At 69.9% G+C, this 16,036-nt stretch carries 17 protein-coding genes; 8 read left to right on the top strand and 9 right to left on the bottom strand.

All coding sequences use genetic code 11. The features are described 5' to 3' along the window. Nucleotides 1-33 precede the first annotated feature (33 nt). The 3 genes from OG611_RS09545 (at nt 34) to OG611_RS09535 (ending at nt 2,019) form a co-directional block, all read left to right on the top strand. Entirely contained in the window at nt 34-567 is a 534-nt protein-coding gene (locus OG611_RS09545) for a phage holin family protein (protein WP_266417481.1), read from the top strand. Then, nucleotides 564-1,709: an alpha/beta fold hydrolase gene (locus OG611_RS09540; RefSeq protein WP_266417480.1), complete on the top strand. Its 1,146-nt coding sequence runs from the start codon at nt 564-566 to the stop codon at nt 1,707-1,709. Before OG611_RS09545 ends, OG611_RS09540 begins: the two co-directional genes overlap by 4 nt. Nucleotides 1,710-1,815: 106 nt before the next feature. Further along, nucleotides 1,816-2,019: a hypothetical protein gene (locus OG611_RS09535; protein ID WP_266417479.1), complete on the top strand. Its 204-nt coding sequence runs from the start codon at nt 1,816-1,818 to the stop codon at nt 2,017-2,019. 108 nt (nt 2,020-2,127) lie between these two features. On the opposite strand, the gene OG611_RS09530 is transcribed toward OG611_RS09535, so the two are convergent. The 3 genes from OG611_RS09530 to nth all read right to left on the bottom strand — a co-directional run bounded on the left by OG611_RS09530 (nt 2,128) and on the right by nth (nt 5,143). Next, nucleotides 2,128-3,333, bottom strand: coding sequence for a MarP family serine protease (locus tag OG611_RS09530; protein ID WP_266417478.1), 1,206 nt, complete (start codon nt 3,331-3,333; stop codon nt 2,128-2,130). Between the two features lie 88 nt (nt 3,334-3,421). Further along, nucleotides 3,422-4,219 (bottom strand): CoA pyrophosphatase, encoded by a 798-nt coding sequence (locus OG611_RS09525; RefSeq protein ID WP_266417477.1) that lies wholly within the window; start codon nt 4,217-4,219, stop codon nt 3,422-3,424. A gap of 96 nt (nt 4,220-4,315) precedes the next feature. Further along, complete coding sequence (gene nth / locus OG611_RS09520; protein ID WP_266417475.1) at nt 4,316-5,143, bottom strand: endonuclease III; 828 nt, start codon at nt 5,141-5,143, stop codon at nt 4,316-4,318. 313 nt (nt 5,144-5,456) lie between these two features. Here nth and OG611_RS09515 point away from each other — a divergent pair, with 313 nt between their 5' ends. Further along, the gene (locus OG611_RS09515; RefSeq protein WP_014046869.1) at nt 5,457-6,131 is read left to right on the top strand and encodes a Crp/Fnr family transcriptional regulator; all 675 of its coding nucleotides are present in this window, start codon (nt 5,457-5,459) and stop codon (nt 6,129-6,131) included. A 202-nt stretch (nt 6,132-6,333) separates the two neighbouring features. Here the strand turns inward: OG611_RS09515 and OG611_RS09510 are convergent, their stop codons facing one another. The 4 genes from OG611_RS09510 to OG611_RS09495 all read right to left on the bottom strand — a co-directional run bounded on the left by OG611_RS09510 (nt 6,334) and on the right by OG611_RS09495 (nt 8,806). Further along, complete coding sequence (locus OG611_RS09510; RefSeq protein WP_266417474.1) at nt 6,334-7,164, bottom strand: MBL fold metallo-hydrolase; 831 nt, start codon at nt 7,162-7,164, stop codon at nt 6,334-6,336. After that, complete coding sequence (locus tag OG611_RS09505; protein WP_266417473.1) at nt 7,161-8,054, bottom strand: NUDIX hydrolase; 894 nt, start codon at nt 8,052-8,054, stop codon at nt 7,161-7,163. The genes OG611_RS09510 and OG611_RS09505 overlap by 4 nt, the downstream gene beginning before the upstream one ends. Nucleotides 8,055-8,177: 123 nt before the next feature. Continuing rightward, on the bottom strand, nt 8,178-8,648 hold the full coding sequence (locus tag OG611_RS09500) for a RidA family protein (RefSeq protein WP_266417472.1): 471 nt from the start codon (nt 8,646-8,648) through the stop codon (nt 8,178-8,180). Then, nucleotides 8,648-8,806, bottom strand: coding sequence for a DUF4177 domain-containing protein (locus tag OG611_RS09495; protein ID WP_003967454.1), 159 nt, complete (start codon nt 8,804-8,806; stop codon nt 8,648-8,650). The genes OG611_RS09500 and OG611_RS09495 overlap by 1 nt, the downstream gene beginning before the upstream one ends. A 71-nt stretch (nt 8,807-8,877) precedes the next feature. Here OG611_RS09495 and OG611_RS09490 point away from each other — a divergent pair, with 71 nt between their 5' ends. Continuing rightward, complete coding sequence (locus OG611_RS09490; protein ID WP_266417456.1) at nt 8,878-9,864, top strand: ArsA-related P-loop ATPase; 987 nt, start codon at nt 8,878-8,880, stop codon at nt 9,862-9,864. Then, nucleotides 9,861-11,372: an ArsA family ATPase gene (locus tag OG611_RS09485; protein ID WP_266417454.1), complete on the top strand. Its 1,512-nt coding sequence runs from the start codon at nt 9,861-9,863 to the stop codon at nt 11,370-11,372. The genes OG611_RS09490 and OG611_RS09485 overlap by 4 nt, the downstream gene beginning before the upstream one ends. 13 nt (nt 11,373-11,385) lie before the next feature. On the opposite strand, the gene OG611_RS09480 is transcribed toward OG611_RS09485, so the two are convergent. Then, on the bottom strand, nt 11,386-11,736 hold the full coding sequence (locus tag OG611_RS09480) for a WhiB family transcriptional regulator (RefSeq protein ID WP_176740522.1): 351 nt from the start codon (nt 11,734-11,736) through the stop codon (nt 11,386-11,388). Nucleotides 11,737-12,122: 386 nt separating this feature from the next. Between OG611_RS09480 and OG611_RS09475 the strand changes: the two genes are divergently transcribed. Then, nucleotides 12,123-14,390 (top strand): transglycosylase domain-containing protein, encoded by a 2,268-nt coding sequence (locus tag OG611_RS09475; protein WP_266417452.1) that lies wholly within the window; start codon nt 12,123-12,125, stop codon nt 14,388-14,390. A gap of 112 nt (nt 14,391-14,502) precedes the next feature. Here the strand turns inward: OG611_RS09475 and OG611_RS09470 are convergent, their stop codons facing one another. Continuing rightward, complete coding sequence (locus OG611_RS09470; protein WP_266417450.1) at nt 14,503-14,967, bottom strand: GatB/YqeY domain-containing protein; 465 nt, start codon at nt 14,965-14,967, stop codon at nt 14,503-14,505. Between the two features lie 79 nt (nt 14,968-15,046). Between OG611_RS09470 and OG611_RS09465 the strand changes: the two genes are divergently transcribed. Next, nucleotides 15,047-15,985 (top strand): metallophosphoesterase, encoded by a 939-nt coding sequence (locus tag OG611_RS09465; protein WP_266417448.1) that lies wholly within the window; start codon nt 15,047-15,049, stop codon nt 15,983-15,985. Nucleotides 15,986-16,036: the final 51 nt, after the last annotated feature.

The following is a 16,036-nucleotide window of genomic DNA, read 5'->3' as shown; positions in this document are numbered from 1 at the left end:
TGTTGAGCAGCAGAACAGGAGAGGGAGTCAGGGATGAGCGACCCCGGCAACAACGCGGGCAGCGCCGACCGCAGTCTCGGGCAGCTGGTCGCCGCGGCGACAGCCGAGATGTCCGCACTGGTGCACGACGAGATCGCCCTGGCCAAGGCCGAGGTACGGCAGGACGTCAAGCGCGGGGCGATCGGCAGTGTGGCGATGATCGTCGCGGCCGTGCTGCTTCTGTTCATGATGCCGATGCTGAGCTTCGCGGCCGCCTACGGAATCCACAACCTGGGCCTGGGCCTGGCGTGGTCGTTCCTGATCGTGGCCGGCGGGTTCTTCCTCCTGGCCGTCCTGCTGGGGCTGGTCGGCTGGCTCAAGTTCAAGAAGCTGAAGCCGCCGGAGAAGTCCATCGCTTCGGCGAAGCAGACGGCGGCCGTGCTGCAGGGCGTCAAGCCGCACCCGCGGCCCGCCGTCACGGCGGGAACGAGCCGCCCGGCCGTCTCGGGCAGCACGCTGGCGGGCAAGGCCATGGAGAAGGCTCCGGTCCAGGACAAGGCCTCCGCTGTGGCACGCTCGTCTACATGACGGTCCCCGATTCCAGCGCATTCGGCCCAGTAGGCCCGGTAGGCCCGGTAGGCCCCACAGGCCCGGAAGGTCAGGCAGTCCCTGCGGGCAGGGACGGCCGGACAGGCTCGAACGACCGGACAGGGCGGAAAGACCGGACGGGCTCGGACGACCCAGCCACCCCGGCCGGCTCGACGGTCCCGGAAGGCTCGGACACCGCGGGCGGCTCGTCCGCCCCGGTCGGCTCCGGCGGGCCTGTGCGGATCGACGGGCCGTGGACCCATCGGGACGTGGCGGCCAACGGCGCCCGCTTCCACATCGCCGAGCTCGGCGAGGGTCCGCTGGTGCTGCTGCTGCACGGCTTCCCGCAGTTCTGGTGGACCTGGCGCCACCAGCTCACCGCGCTGGCCGACGCCGGTTTCCGGGCCGTCGCGATGGACCTTCGCGGAGTCGGCGGCAGCGACCGTACGCCCCGGGGTTACGACCCCGCCAACCTGGCGCTCGACATCACCGGCGTGATCCGCTCGCTCGGCGAACCGGACGCGGCCCTGGTCGGCCACGACATGGGCGGCTACCTCGCCTGGACGGCCGCGGTGATGCGTCCGAAGCTGGTGCGCCGCCTCGTGGTCTCCTCGATGCCGCATCCGCGCCGCTGGCGTTCCTCGATGCTCTCCGACTTCGCGCAGTCCCGGGCCGGCTCGTACATCTGGGGCTTCCAGCGCCCGTGGGTGCCCGAGCGTCAGCTCGTCGCCGACGACGCGGCGTTGGTCGGCCGGCTGATCCACGAATGGGCGGGCCCCCGGACCCCGGACTTCCCCGACGACGCGACGGTGGACGTCTACCGGCGCGCCATGTGCATCCCGTCGACGGCGCACTGCTCGATCGAGCCGTACCGCTGGATGGTGCGTTCCCTCGCCCGTCCGGACGGAATCCAGTTCAACCGGAGGATGAAACTGCCGGTGCGGGTACCGACGCTGCATCTGCACGGTTCACTCGATCCGGCGATCCGCACGCGAAGCGCGGCGGGATCCGGCGAGTACGTCGAAGCGCCGTACCGTTGGCGACTTTTCGACGGTCTGGGGCACTTCCCCCACGAGGAGGATCCGGCCGGGTTCTCGGCTGAACTCATCAGCTGGCTCAAGGATCCCGAGCCCGATCGGTAGCCGTACGGGCACAGTTGTCCGACGAACGGCCAATTGCCCGGCGCATAGGCCAATTGGCTGACGGATGGGCGGTTACCGACCATGAGGCACGGGCAGACGTCCCGGTATGGGCTGGACGCACGACTTCGGTGACACAGCACGCAACCGTCGCTCGACCGCCACGGCGGGTTTGAGCACTCATGAGGGGGGCGGCCCCCAGGGCCGGGTGCACGAGATGCATGTTCTGCATGATCCCCAGCTCGGTATCCCGCGCATTCTGCGCCGTCGGGCCCGCTGGGTCTCGGCGCGGCTGCGCCATCCACGCGGATGATCTCCGCCCCGTCCGGCCGGTGAACGCTCGCCGGCCGGGCGGGACTTCACCACGACTCCCCCGGCCTCGGCGCGCCGCGCTGCGCCCCGGTTACTGCCGGACCGGCGCTCAGAGCGCGCACGCCTGGCTGTCGACCTGCTGGTTGGCGGATCGGCCGCGCTTGATGTCCTGGCGGATCTCGTCGGCCGTCAGCGCGTAGCCGGTGTCGGGGTCGTCGAGCGACTTCGCGAAGACGACGCCGTACACCTCGCCGCCGGGGGTCAGCAGCGGTCCGCCGGAGTTGCCCTGACGGACCGTCGCGTAGAGCGAGTACACATCGCGACGGACGGTGCCCCGGTGGTAGATGTCCGGGCCCTTGGCGCCGATACGGCCCCGGACGCGCGCGGCCCGTACGTCGTACGAGCCGTTCTCCGGGAAGCCCGCGACGATGGCGCTGTTCCCCGTCCGGGCGTCGTGGTCGGTGTCGGCGAACTTCAGCGGCTTCGCGTCGAGGTCCGGTACGTCGAGCACGGCGATGTCGCGCCGCCAGTCGTACACGACGACCTTCGCGTCGTACAGCCGGCCCTGGCCGCCGATCTGGACGGTGGGTTCGTCGACGCCGCCGACGACATGCGCGTTGGTCATCACCCGGCGGTCGGAGAAGACGAAGCCGGTGCCTTCGAGGACCTTGCCGCAGCCCGGGGCCGTGCCGACGACCTTGACGATGGACTTCTTGGCGCGGGCCGCGACGGGGCTGCCCACCAGCGCCGGGTCCGGGGCCTGGACCTCGGTGATCGGCTCGTTGGCGAACGGGCTGAAGACCTGCGGGAAGCCGTTCTGCGCGAGGACCGAGGAAAAGTCCGTGAACCAGGTGGAGGCCTGCGCGGGCATCACCCGGGAGATGCCGAGCAGGACCGAGGAGCTGCGGACCTCCTTGCCCAGCGTCGGCAGTGAGGTGCCGGCCAGCGCGGAGCCGATCAGCCAGGCGACCAGCAGCATCGCGACGACGTTGACCAGGGCGCCGCCGGTGGCGTCGAGGGCGCGCGCGGGCGACCACGTGATGTACCGGCGGAGCTTGTTGCCGAGGTGGGTGGTGAATGCCTGGCCCACCGAGGCACAGACAATCACGATGACGACGGCGACGACGGCGGCCGTCGACGAGACCTCGGAGCCGTTCGTCAGCTGGTCCCACAGGATCGGCAGCAGATAGACGGCGACGAGACCGCCGCCCAGGAACCCGATCACCGACAGGATGCCGACGACGAACCCCTGTCGGTAACCGATGACCGCGAACCACACGGCGCCGGCCAGCAGCAGGATGTCCAGCACGTTCACCGTCTATAGCCTCGCAGATTCGTCACCGGGCCCGTTCCTTCGGCTGGGTCCGGGCGGGGCCGGACAGCGCAGCACGGGAGTCAGCCTGTCATGCGCGCCAGTCGAGCGGCACCTGCTTGGCGGTGTCCCAGGGGCGCTCCCAGCCCGCGAAGTGCAGAATGCGGTCGATCACTCCGGCCGTGAAACCCCACACCAGGGCGGATTCCACCAGAAATGCCGGGCCTCGGTGGCCGCTCGGATGGACCGTGGTCGCGCGGTTGGCCGGATCCGTGAGATCCGCCACGGGAACGGTGAAGACGCGGGCCGTCTCACCCGGATCGACGACACCGACCGGACTCGGCGAGCGCCACCAGCCGAGGACCGGAGTCACCACGAAGCCGCTCACGGGGATGTAGAGCCGGGGCAGCACGCCGAAGATCTGGACGCCGCGCGGATCCAGGCCGGTCTCTTCCCGGGCCTCCCGCAGAGCGGCCCTGAGCGGCCCTGTCGTCGCCTGGTCGCCGTCCTCCGGATCCAGGGAGCCGCCGGGGAAGGATGGCTGTCCGGCGTGGGAACGCAGGCTTCCGGATCGCTCCATGAGGAGCAGCTCGGGACCGCGCTCGCCCTCGCCGAAGAGTACGAGTACGGCGGACTGCCGCCCGGCACCGCTCTCCGGCGGCAGGAAGCGGCTGAGCTGGTCGGGCTCGATCGTCCGCGCGGCGCGGGCCACGGGGTCGAGCCACGCGGGCAGGCCCTCGGCCGTGACGGTGATCGCCGCGTCCCCACCGGCGCCTGCCGCGGCGGCGGCCGCCGCGACCGCCGCGGCGGGACTGACCGCCGCCGGGTTTCCCGCAGCGGGCGCAGCGGGCGCGGCTGCCGCTTCCGTGCTCTGTTCGTGCGTCTTCATAGGCACCCCTCGTCTCACAACGCCTGTCGTCACGCATTTCGTTCCGGCCGCTCCGGAGCCGGCGCCATACGTCGGCCCCGGATTCGCCGCCCTGCGTCAGCCTGCCCCGAGGGGCGGCGCGGGCTCGCCCGGGTAGTCCGCCGGCGGGCTCAGCCGCTGGCCCGGCTGGCCGCCCATCTCGTACTTCAGCAGCTTCCTGGCCTTCTCCGGGTCCGTCTCGCCCTCGCCGTACGCGGGGCAGAGCGGGGCGATCGGGCAGGCGCCGCAGGCGGGCTTACGGGCATGGCAGATGCGGCGGCCGTGGAAGACGACCCGGTGCGAGAGCATCGTCCACTCGCTCTTGGGGAAGATCGTGGCGATCTCGGCCTCAACCTTCTCCGGATCCTCCTGCTCCGTCCACTTCCAACGGCGGACCAGGCGGCCGAAATGGGTGTCGACGGTGATCCCGGGGACGCCGAAGGCATTGCCCAGAACGACATTGGCGGTCTTGCGGCCGACCCCCGGAAGCGTGACGAGATCGGCGAGCCGGCCCGGCACCTCGCCGCCGAAATTGTCCCTGAGCGCCACGGAGAGGCCTATCAGCGACTTGGTCTTGGCCCGGAAGAAACCGGTCGGCCGGATGAGCTCCTCCATCTCCTCCGGGACGGCCGCGGCCATGTCCTCGGGGGTGGGGTAGGCGGCGAAGAGCGCGGGGGTGGTCTGGTTGACCCTCAGATCGGTGGTCTGGGCGGAGAGGACCGTGGCGACCAGAAGCTCGAAGGGGTTCCTGAAGTCCAGCTCGGGGTGGGCGTAGGGATAGAGCTCGGCGAGCTCGCGGTTGATCCTGCGGGCGCGGCGCACCATCGCCAGACGCGATTCCGGCTTCCGTCCCGCTCCTGCCGCTCCTGCCGCTCCTGCGGGCTTCGCCTTCGCAGGGCGTTTCACCGACTCCCCCACGGGGCGTTTTGTCGCTTTTTCCGGGCGAATCGCACCCTGTTCGCCCACAGCGGAATCACGGCCTTCCGACACCCCATCAGCCCCCTTGGCCTGCGCTCTCACCGGCGATTTGGACACCCGGCCAGCCTAGAGCCACGCACTGACATCTGCCCCTGTCACCGTGTATCCACCCCCAATCGGCCCCCTGCCGCACGGTTGGGCACGCCCGTGCGTCAAACTGGTTTGTGATTGATCGCACTGTTTTACCGTCCGGCATGATGGGGACCACGGTTCCCTGAACAGGCCGACAAGGAGAGAACTCGTGGACGACGTTCTGCGGCGCGCCCCGCTTTTCGCGGCGCTCGATGATGAGCAGGCCGCGGAGCTCCGCGCCTCGATGAGTGAGGTGACCCTCGCACGCGGCGACGCGCTCTTCCACGAGGGCGACCCGGGCGACCGCCTCTACGTGGTCACCGAGGGCAAGGTGAAGCTCCACCGCACCTCCCCCGACGGACGCGAGAACATGCTGGCGGTCCTCGGCCCCGGCGAGCTGATCGGTGAGCTGTCGCTCTTCGACCCGGGCCCGCGCACCGCCACCGCGACGGCGCTGACCGAGGTCAAGCTCCTCGGCCTGGGCCACGGCGACCTGCAGCCCTGGCTGAACGCCCGTCCCGAGGTGGCCACGGCCCTGCTGCGCGCCGTCGCCCGCCGTCTGCGCAAGACCAACGACCAGATGTCCGACCTGGTCTTCTCCGACGTACCGGGCCGTGTCGCCCGCGCCCTCCTCGACCTGTCGCGCCGCTTCGGCGTCCAGTCGGAGGAAGGCATCCACGTCGTCCACGACCTGACCCAGGAAGAGCTGGCCCAGTTGGTCGGCGCCTCCCGCGAGACGGTCAACAAGGCACTCGCCGACTTCGCCGGACGCGGCTGGCTGCGCCTGGAGGCGCGCGCCGTGATCCTGCTGGACGTGGAGCGCCTGGCGAAGCGGTCCCGCTAGCCGGACCGGGGACGCCACCTCCGCACCCGTATGCAAGGCCCCGCCGCCCGGCGGGGCCTTGCCGGGTTTCCGCCGCAGGCCGAAGCCGGTGCCGATGAAGCCCCGGTGAAGCCGGTGAAGCCGGCCAGACCAAATCCGACCAGTCCAGGTCAGTCAGGTCAGTCAGGTCAGGTCAGGTCAGGTCAGGTCAGGTCAGGTCAGGTCAGATGAGCCCGTGCTCGCCCAGATACTCCAGCTGAGCCAGCACCGAGAGCTCCGCGGCGGGCCACAGGGACCGGTCCACGTCCGCGTACACCTGCGCCACCACCTCCGACGCCGTCCGGTGCCCGGCCTCGACCGCCGTCTCCACCTGGGCCAGCCGGTGCGCGCGATGCGCGAGGTAGAACTCGACCGCGCCCTGCGCGTCGTCCAGCACCGGACCGTGCCCCGGCAGCACTGTGTGCACGCCGTCGTCGACGGTCAGCGAGCGCAGTCTCCGCAGCGAGTCGAGGTAGTCGCCGAGCCGCCCGTCCGGATGCGCGACGACCGTGGTGCCGCGCCCGAGAATCGTGTCTCCCGTCAGCACCGCCCGGTCGGCGGGCAGATGGAAGGAGAGCGAGTCCGCGGTGTGCCCGGGGGTCGGTACGACCCGGAGCTCCAGGCCACCGGTGGTGATCACATCGCCCGTGGTCAGCCCCTCGTCGCCCAGCCGCAGTGCCGGGTCCAGGGCACGCACCTTCGTACGGGTCAGCTCGGCGAACCGCGTCGCGCCTTCCGCGTGGTCGGGGTGCCCGTGGGTGAGCAGGGTGAGCGCGATCCGGCGGCCGGCCCGTTCGGCGGTGTCGATGACGGCCCGCAGATGCGTGTCGTCCAGCGGGCCCGGGTCGATGACGACCGCGAGGTCGGAGCCGGGCTCGGCGACGATCCAGGTGTTGGTGCCGTCCAGCGTCATCGGCGAGGCGTTGGGGGCGAGGACATTGACGGCACGGCTGGTGGCGGGGCCGGACAGGACCCCGCCGCGCGGCTGCCCCGGAAGGGCCGCGGCCTCGCTCATACGGCCTCACCGCCCGCGCCGCCGCTCGGGATGTGCTTGGTGAACTCATCGTGTCCCGGCCAGCTCAGCACCAACTCGTCGCCCTCCAGACGCGCCTGTGCCAGTACGGGCGCGAGGTCCTGGGAATCCGCCGCCTTCAGGGCCTCGGCGGCCGTCCCGTACGGCCTCAGCGCCCGCAGCGTCGACACGGTGGGCGGCATCATCAGCAGCTCGCCCCTGTCGTATCCGTCGGCCGCCTCGCCGGGCTCGATCCACACCGTGCGGTCGGCCTCCGTGGAGGCGTTGCGGGTGCGCTGGCCCTCGGGGAGCGCGGCGACGAAGAACCAGGTGTCGTAGCGACGGGGCTCGAACTCGGGGGTGATCCAGCGCGCCCAGGCGCCCAGCAGATCCGAGCGCAGCACCAGACCGCGCCGGTCCAGGAACTCGGCGAACGACAGCTCGCGGGCGACCAGTGCCTCCCGGTCGGCCTCCCAGTCGGCACCGGTGGTGTCGCTGACCACCGTGTCGGCGCCCGGACCCGCGAGGAGGACGCCCGCCTCCTCGTACGTCTCACGGACCGCCGCGCAGACGATGGCCTGGGCCTCGGCCGGAGTCCCGACGCCGAGCCGCTCGGCCCAGGTCTCCAGCGGGGGTCCGGCCCAGCCGACGAGCCGGTCGTCGTCACGCGGGTCGACCCCGCCACCCGGATAGGCGTACGCCCCGCCGGCAAAAGCCATGGAGGCGCGGCGGCGCAGCATGTGGACGGTGGGACCGCCCTCGGTGTCAGCGGCGGAATCCCGGAGCAGCATCACGGTGGCGGCCCGCTTCGGGGTCGCGGCCGTCAGCTCACCTGCGGCGAGTGCCCGGATCCGGTCGGGCCATTCCGGTGGGTACCACTGACCATTGGACATGGCCGGAGGCTATCCGGAACCGCGCCGATGTTCGAGGGTCGACTGATCCGTACATGCCCCGTACACAGATGATCCCGCCCGGTCATGACGACCGGACGGGATCGGAGAACGCGGCGAAAGACCCTAGGCCCCGACCAGCTCGACCTGGACCTCGACCTCCACCGGCGCGTCCAGCGGCAGCACCGCGACGCCCACCGCGCTGCGCGCGTGCACGCCCTTGTCACCGAGCACCGCGCCCAGCAGCTCGCTGGCGCCGTTGATCACGGCGGGCTGCCCGGTGAAGTCGGACGCCGAGGCGACGAAGCCCACGACCTTCACCACCCGCGCGATCCGGTCCAGGTCGCCCGCGATCGACTTCACGGCGGCCAGCGCGTTGAGCGCGCAGGTCTTCGCCAGTTCCTTGGCCTCGTCGGGCGTGACTTCCGCACCGACCTTGCCGGTGACCGCGAGCTTGCCGTCCACCATCGGCAGCTGGCCCGAGGTGTACACGTACACCCCCGACTGCACGGCCGGCTGGTACGAGGCCAGCGGCGGCACGACGTCCGGCAGCGTCAGCCCGAGCTCGGCGAGCTTCGCCTCGACGGCGCCCGCCACTACGCCTTCTCCCGCTTCAGGTAGGCCACGAGCTGCTCGGGGTTGTTCGGGCCGGGAACGACCTGGACCAGCTCCCAGCCGTCCTCGCCCCAGGTGTCCAGAATCTGCTTGGTCGCGTGCACGAGAAGGGGCACGGTCGCGTATTCCCACTTGGTCATGGCCCGACTGTAATGCCTGGCACGCACAGCCTCGTGCGTAGCCTGCGGTGTGACTGGTTAGGCTCGAATACGTGAGCAGGTTCCAGGTCGTCAGCGGCAAGGGCGGTACCGGTAAGACCACGGTCGCCGCCGCCCTCGCGCTCGCCCTCGCGACCGAGGGCAAGCGCACCCTTCTCGTGGAGGTCGAGGGCAGGCAGGGCATCGCCCAGCTCTTCGAGACGGAGTCCCTCCCGTACGAGGAGCGCAAGATCGCCGTCGCGCCGGGCGGCGGCGAGGTCTATGCCCTCGCGATCGACGCCGAGCGCGCCCTTCTCGACTACCTCCAGATGTTCTACAAGCTGGGCAGCGCGGGCCGGGCGCTCAAGAAACTCGGCGCGATCGACTTCGCCACCACGATCGCGCCCGGCGTGCGGGACGTGCTGCTGACCGGCAAGGCCTGCGAAGCCGTACGCCGCAAGGACAAGCAGAACCGGTACGTCTACGACTACGTGATCATGGACGCCCCACCCACCGGGCGCATCACCCGCTTCCTCAATGTGAACGACGAGGTGGCGGGGCTGGCCAGGATCGGCCCGATACACAATCAGGCACAGGCCGTGATGCGGGTGCTGAAGTCCCCCGAGACCGCGGTCCATCTGGTGACGCTGCTGGAGGAGATGCCGGTCCAGGAGACCACGGACGGTATCGCCGAACTGCGGGCCGCCGAACTGCCGGTGGGCCGGGTCATCGTGAACATGGTGCGGCCCCATCTGCTGGACGAGGACACCCTGCGCACCGCCGCGGGCGGCCGCCGCAAGGAGATCGCCAAGGCGCTGACCCGGGCCGGAGTGACCGGCTCCGCGGGGCTCGTACGCCCCCTGGTCGAGCAGGCGGCCGAGCATGCCCAGCGGGTCGAGCTGGAGCGTGAACAGCGCGCCGTGCTCGCGGACCTGGAGCTGCCGGGGTACGAACTCCCGCTGATCGGCGAGGGGATGGACCCGGCCGGTCTCTACGACCTGGCGACCGAGCTCCGCAAGCAGGGCGTGAGCGAAGGGGCGGGACAAGGGGTGGGTACATGACACAGCGCACGGACGCGGCCACGGCCACAATGACGGATGCGACCGCGTCGACGGACACGGCCACATCCGACACAACCGGAACGAACACGACCGGAACGGACACAGCCGGGACGGACACGGCCGCGTCGGAGGTGGCCGTCTCACCCGCTCCCGCGCTGGACACCGACGCACTGCTCGACGATCCGGACATCCGGATCGTCGTGTGCTGCGGTTCGGGCGGCGTCGGCAAGACCACGACCGCGGCGGCTCTGGGCGTGCGGGCGGCCGAGCGCGGCCGCAAGGTCGTCGTGCTCACCATCGACCCGGCCCGCAGGCTCGCCCAGTCCATGGGCATCGACTCGCTGGACAACATCCCGCGCCGGGTGCCGGGCATCGAGGGCGGGGACGCCGGGGAACTGCACGCCATGATGCTCGACATGAAGCGGACCTTCGACGAGATCGTCGAGGCGCACGCGGACGGCGAGCGGGCCCGCGCGATCCTGGAGAACCCCTTCTACCAGTCCCTGTCGGCCGGTTTCGCGGGCACGCAGGAGTACATGGCGATGGAGAAACTCGGGCAGTTGCGGGCGCGCGACGAGTGGGACCTGATCATCGTCGACACCCCTCCGTCGCGCTCCGCGCTGGACTTCCTGGACGCGCCGAAGCGGCTCGGTTCGTTCCTGGACGGAAAGTTCATCAAGCTGCTGATGGCCCCGGCGAAGATGGGCGGCCGGGCCGGGATGAAGTTCCTGAACGTCGGCATGTCGATGATGACCGGAACGCTGGGCAAGCTGCTCGGCGGTCAGTTCCTGCGCGACGTACAGACCTTCGTCGCGGCGATGGACACCATGTTCGGCGGATTCCGTACCCGGGCCGACGCCACATACAAACTGCTCCAGGCCCCCGGCACGGCGTTCCTCGTCGTCGCGACGCCGGAGCGGGACGCACTGCGCGAGGCGGCGTACTTCGTGGAACGGCTGGCCGCGGAGGAGATGCCGCTGGCCGGGCTGGTGCTCAACCGGGTCCATGGCAGCGATGCCGCCCGGCTCTCCGCCGAGCACGCCCTGGCCGCCGCAGAAAATCTTGACGGGGTCGGCATTGTGGATCAGACGGCCGGGAAGGCTGGACTTCGTGACCGGACCGACCAGTCGGCCACCTCTCCCGAAGTCGCTGTCACACCCGCTGTCACGCCCGGTGCCGCACCGGATACCGCCCCCGACGCCACGCCCGACGATTCCGAGCACGAGCACAAGGACGCCGAAGACCACGAGCCGACGCCGGGACACGTTCCCGATACACCCGGAACCGCTTCCGTCGAGGAGCTGACCGCGGGTCTGTTGCGGCTGCATGCCGAACGGATGCAGGTGGTCGCGCGCGAACAGCGCACACGCGACCGCTTCACCGCGCTGCACCCCGAGGTCGCCGTGACCCAAGTGGCCGCGCTGCCCGGTGACGTACATGACCTCGAAGGACTCCGGGCCGTAGGGGACCGGCTCGCGACCGGTTCTGCCCCGGCCGGAGCTGCGTAGCCGCCCGTCAGCCCTATCCCACCGCGGCGTACCTCTCGTGCAGTTCGTCGTCGTCCAGTCCGATCGCCACGGGCAGGATGCCCGTCGACTGCTCGTACTCGCTGCGCGCGGTCTCCAGCAGCCGGCGCCAGGACGTGACGGTGGGCCGCCTGCGCAGCAGTGCGCGGCGCTCCCGCTCGGTCATTCCGCCCCACACGCCGAATTCGACGCGATTGTCCAGCGCATCGGCCAGGCACTCGGTCCGCACCGGGCATCCGGTGCACACCGCCTTGGCCCTGTTCTGCGCTGCCCCTTGTACGAACAGTTCATCCGGATCGGTAGTGCGGCAGGCTGCCTGCGCACTCCAGTCGGTTACCCAGCCCATCACGGCGCCGTCCTCTCCCGAATCGAGGCTCCCCCACGGCGGTAGCGGCATATTCACCGCTGCCAGTTGAGGACGTTACGGAAGGTGGCGACAGCACAACACCCCCTTCGGGCCCAATCTTGAATGGCCCGAACGGACTATGCGTATGCGGCAGATCACCCAGGGGAGTGAGGTGAGGGCATATGCGACTATCCAGGCAGAATCGGGACAGTTCACCTGGGTCACAACGGACGTTCGATGACACACGAGGCGAATTCGGGAGCGCCTGAGCTCGTGGCCGGGTCATGCATGGGGGTTGATACGGAACCGGACTGCTGTGACAGTTGAGAGCAGCTTAGGCCAAGGCATATACGTGTGTCCGGCGAATGAGAACGTAGGCTGCCCCCATGCCAAAGAAGCGCTCGGGCGGGGGTCTCTCGACGACCCAGCAGGCCGCCAAGTTCCTCGGTGTCGCCGCACTCTCCGGAGTTGTGCTCGCGGGCATCGCGCTGCCGGCCGCCGGAGCACTGGGTCTCGCCACCAAGGGGACGGTCGAGGGATTCGACGAGATCCCGGCCAACCTCAAGACTCCGCCGCTGAGCCAGCGCACCAAGATCCTGGACAGCAAGGGCGGGATGATCGCCTCGGTGTATTCGCGCGACCGCACGGTGGTCCCGCTGAAGAACATCTCGCCGTACATGCAGCAGGCGATCGTCGCGATCGAGGACGCCCGCTTCTACGAGCACGGGGCCGTCGACCTCAAGGGCATCCTGCGCGCGCTGAACCGCAATGTGCAGACGGGCGGAACCGCCGAGGGCGCGTCGACCCTCACCCAGCAGTACGTGAAGAACGTCTTCGTCGAGGAGGCGGGCGACGACCCGGACAAGGTCGCGCAGGCCACCCAGCAGACGATGGGCCGCAAGGTCCAGGAGCTGAAGTACGCGATCCAGGTCGAGGAAGAGCTCGGCAAGAAGAAGATCCTGGAGAACTACCTCAACATCACCTTCTTCGGGCAGCAGGCATACGGCGTCGAGGCCGCCGCCCAGCGCTACTTCTCCAAGTCGGCGAAGGACCTGACGCTGGCGGAGTCCGCGCTGCTGGCCGGTGTCGTGCAGTCGCCGAGCCGCTACGACCCGGTCAACGACACGGCCGAGGCGACCAAGCGCCGCAACACCGTGCTCCAGCGCATGGCCGACGTCGGGAACGTCTCGCAGGCCGCGGCCGACAAGGCGAAGGCGACCCCGATCAAGCTGAAGGTCAAGAAGCCGAAGAACGGCTGCATCACCGCCGTCAGCGGCGCCGGCTTCTTCTGTGACTACGTACGGCACGTCTTCCTCACCGACCCGGTCTTCGGCGAGACCAAGGAGGACCGGGCCAAGATCTGGAACCGGGGCGGCCTGACGATCCGGACGACGCTCGACCCGCAGTCCCAGCAGTCGGTGCAGGGCTCGATCAAGAACCACGTCTACAAGTCGGACAAGGTCGCGACGGCCGTGACGCTGGTCCAGCCGGGCACCGGCAAGATCATGGGCATGGGCCAGTCCAAGCCGTACGGCTTCGGGAACAACGAGACCCAGTACAACTACTCGGTCAACAAGGCCATGGGCGGCTCCAACTACGGCTTCCCGACCGGTTCGACGTTCAAGCCGTTCCTCGCCGCCGCGGCCATAGAGGGTGGCAAGCCGGCCACACAGGTCTATCCGTCCCCGTACGAGATGGACTACCCGGACACGGTGCAGTCCTGCGGGAAGCCGTGGGTCAACGACGGTGTGCCGAAGTATCACCTGGAGAACGAGAGCGAGACCGAGAAGGGCCCGTACGCGCTGAAGGAGGCGATGGAGAAGTCGGTCAACACCTACTTCGTCCAGATGCTCCAGGACATCGGCATGTGCCCGGTCTCCCAGATGACCGACAAACTCGGCGTGGTGCAGGGCGACGGCTCCAAGCTCCCGCAGAACCCGTCGACCCTGACCCTCGGCTCCAACGGTCTGTCGCCGCTGACGATGGCGAGCGCGTACGCCACCTTCGCCAACCGCGGTACGTACTGCACGCCGATCGCCATAGAGTCGGTCAACAAGGCCGACGGCAGCTCGCTCCCCGTGCCCAAGACCTCCTGCTCGCAGGCGATGTCGCAGCCGACGGCCGACACCATCAACACGCTGCTGCGCGGCGTGGTCGACTCCGGTACCGGTCAGGAGGCGGGTCTCCAGAGCCGCGACAACGCGGGCAAGACCGGTACGACCGACGCCCGTAAGAACGCCTGGTTCGTCGGGTACACCCCGAACATGTCCGGCGCCGTCTGGGTCGGCAGCCCGTCCCAGAGCGTCGAGATGGAGCGCATCACGATCGGTGGTGTGTACCAGGACAAGGTGTACGGCGGGCAGGTCCCCGGACCGATCTGGCGTGACGCGATGACGGGCGCCCTCAACGGAGTGGCCGCTCCCCCCTTCAACACCGTCAATATCCCGGACCCGCCGAAGAACGACGACCGGGAAAGGGGCCGGGACCGCGGCCGGGACGAGGGAAGGCCCGGCGCCGGGGGCAAGAAGCCCGGTGGCAAGAAGCCCGGCGGCAAGAACCCGTTCCCCGGCATGAGCATCCCGCCGGACCTGATCGGCGGGAACACTGGCGGCGGCCAGCGCGGCCAGACCAACGGCGGCACACCGGGCCCCTGAGCCGCAAGGCTCGTCCCCCGACACGAAGGTGGGGTGCCCCGGACCGATCCCGGTCCGGGGCACCCCACCTTCATATGTCCCTACGCATACGTCATACGTACGCCGTGCGGGCTCAGCCCGCGAGGAGCTTCTTCACCGAGGCGGCCACCCGGCCGCCGTCCGCGCGCCCCGCCACCTTCGGGTTCACGATCTTCATGACGGCACCCATCGCGCGCGGCCCCTCGGCCCCGGCGGCCCTGGCCTCCTCGACGGCGGACGCCACGATCGCGCCCAGCTCGTCGTCGCTCAGCTGCTTCGGCAGGTACGCGTCGAGGATCTCGCCCTCCGCCTTCTCGCGCTCGGCCTGCTCGGCCCGGCCGCCCTGGGCGAAGGCTTCGGCCGCCTCGCGGCGCTTCTTCGCCTCCTTGGCGATCACCTTCTGCACCTCGTCGTCGGAGAGCTCGCGGGCCGTCTTGCCGCTGACCTCCTCCTTCGTGATGGCGGTGAGGGTCAGCCGGAGCGTGGACGAGATCAGCTCGTCACGCGCCTTCATGGCCGTGGTGAGGTCTTCCTTGAGCTTGGACTTGAGCGTGGTCATGTGCTGATTGTGGCAGGTACGGGGCGACCGGCGCCCGCCGGTTTTCTGCTGGCCGCACGGTGTCTGCGACGATGGACACATGCGCGCACGCTACGGAGTACCCCTGAAAGTCACGGCAGTCGGCGCGGCGATCGGCGCAGCCGGTATCGCCTACGCCGCCGGATTCGAGGCCCGCTCGTTCCGCCTGCGACGGGTCACCATCCCCGTACTCCCGTACGGGGCACGCCCGTTGCGCGTGCTCCAGGTCTCCGACGTCCACATGGTGAGCGGCCAGGGCAAGAAGCGCGCCTGGCTGCAGTCGCTGGCCGGCCTGCGCCCGGACTTCGTCGTGAACACCGGCGACAACCTCTCCGACCCCGAGGGCGTGCCCGAGCTGCTCGACGCGCTGGGCCCGCTGATGGAGTTCCCGGGGGTGTACGTGTTCGGCTCCAACGACTACTACGGCCCCAAGCTCCGCAACCCCGCCCGCTACCTCTTCGAAAAAGCCCGGGGCAAGCACGGTCTCAACGGGAACGCGCCCGCGGTCGGCGTCGTCCACAACCCGTGGGAACCGATGCGCGACACCTTCGACGAGGCGGGCTGGCTGGGCCTGTCCAACACCCGGGGCCGCCTCAAGATCGACGGCCTGGAGATCGCCTTCACCGGCCTGGACGACCCGCACATCAAGCGCGACCGCTACGCGGAGGTGGCGGGCGGCCCCGAGACGGGCGCCGACCTCTCCATCGGCGTGGTCCACGCCCCCTACCTGCGCTCCCTGGACGCCTTCACCAAGGACGGCTACCCCCTGATCCTGGCCGGTCACACCCATGGCGGCCAGCTCTGCATCCCCTTCTACGGAGCCCTGGTCACCAACTGCGACCTGGACACGGACCGGGTCAAGGGCCTCTCCACCCACTCCGTCGATGACCACCGCGCCTACCTCCACGTCTCCGCCGGCTGCGGCACCAACCGCTACACCCCGGTCCGCTTCGCCTGCCCGCCCGAGGCGACCCTGCTGACCCTGACGGCCCGGGACTGAGCGCCCCCGGCCCCCTCGCCCCCAGCTGCGCATAAACCGGATTTCGTCTAC

Source organism: Streptomyces sp. NBC_01363 (genome assembly GCF_026340595.1).
GTDB lineage: Bacteria > Actinomycetota > Actinomycetes > Streptomycetales > Streptomycetaceae > Streptomyces.
Note: the sequence above shows the minus strand (reverse complement) of the source record. Positions and strands in the feature narration are given on the sequence as shown.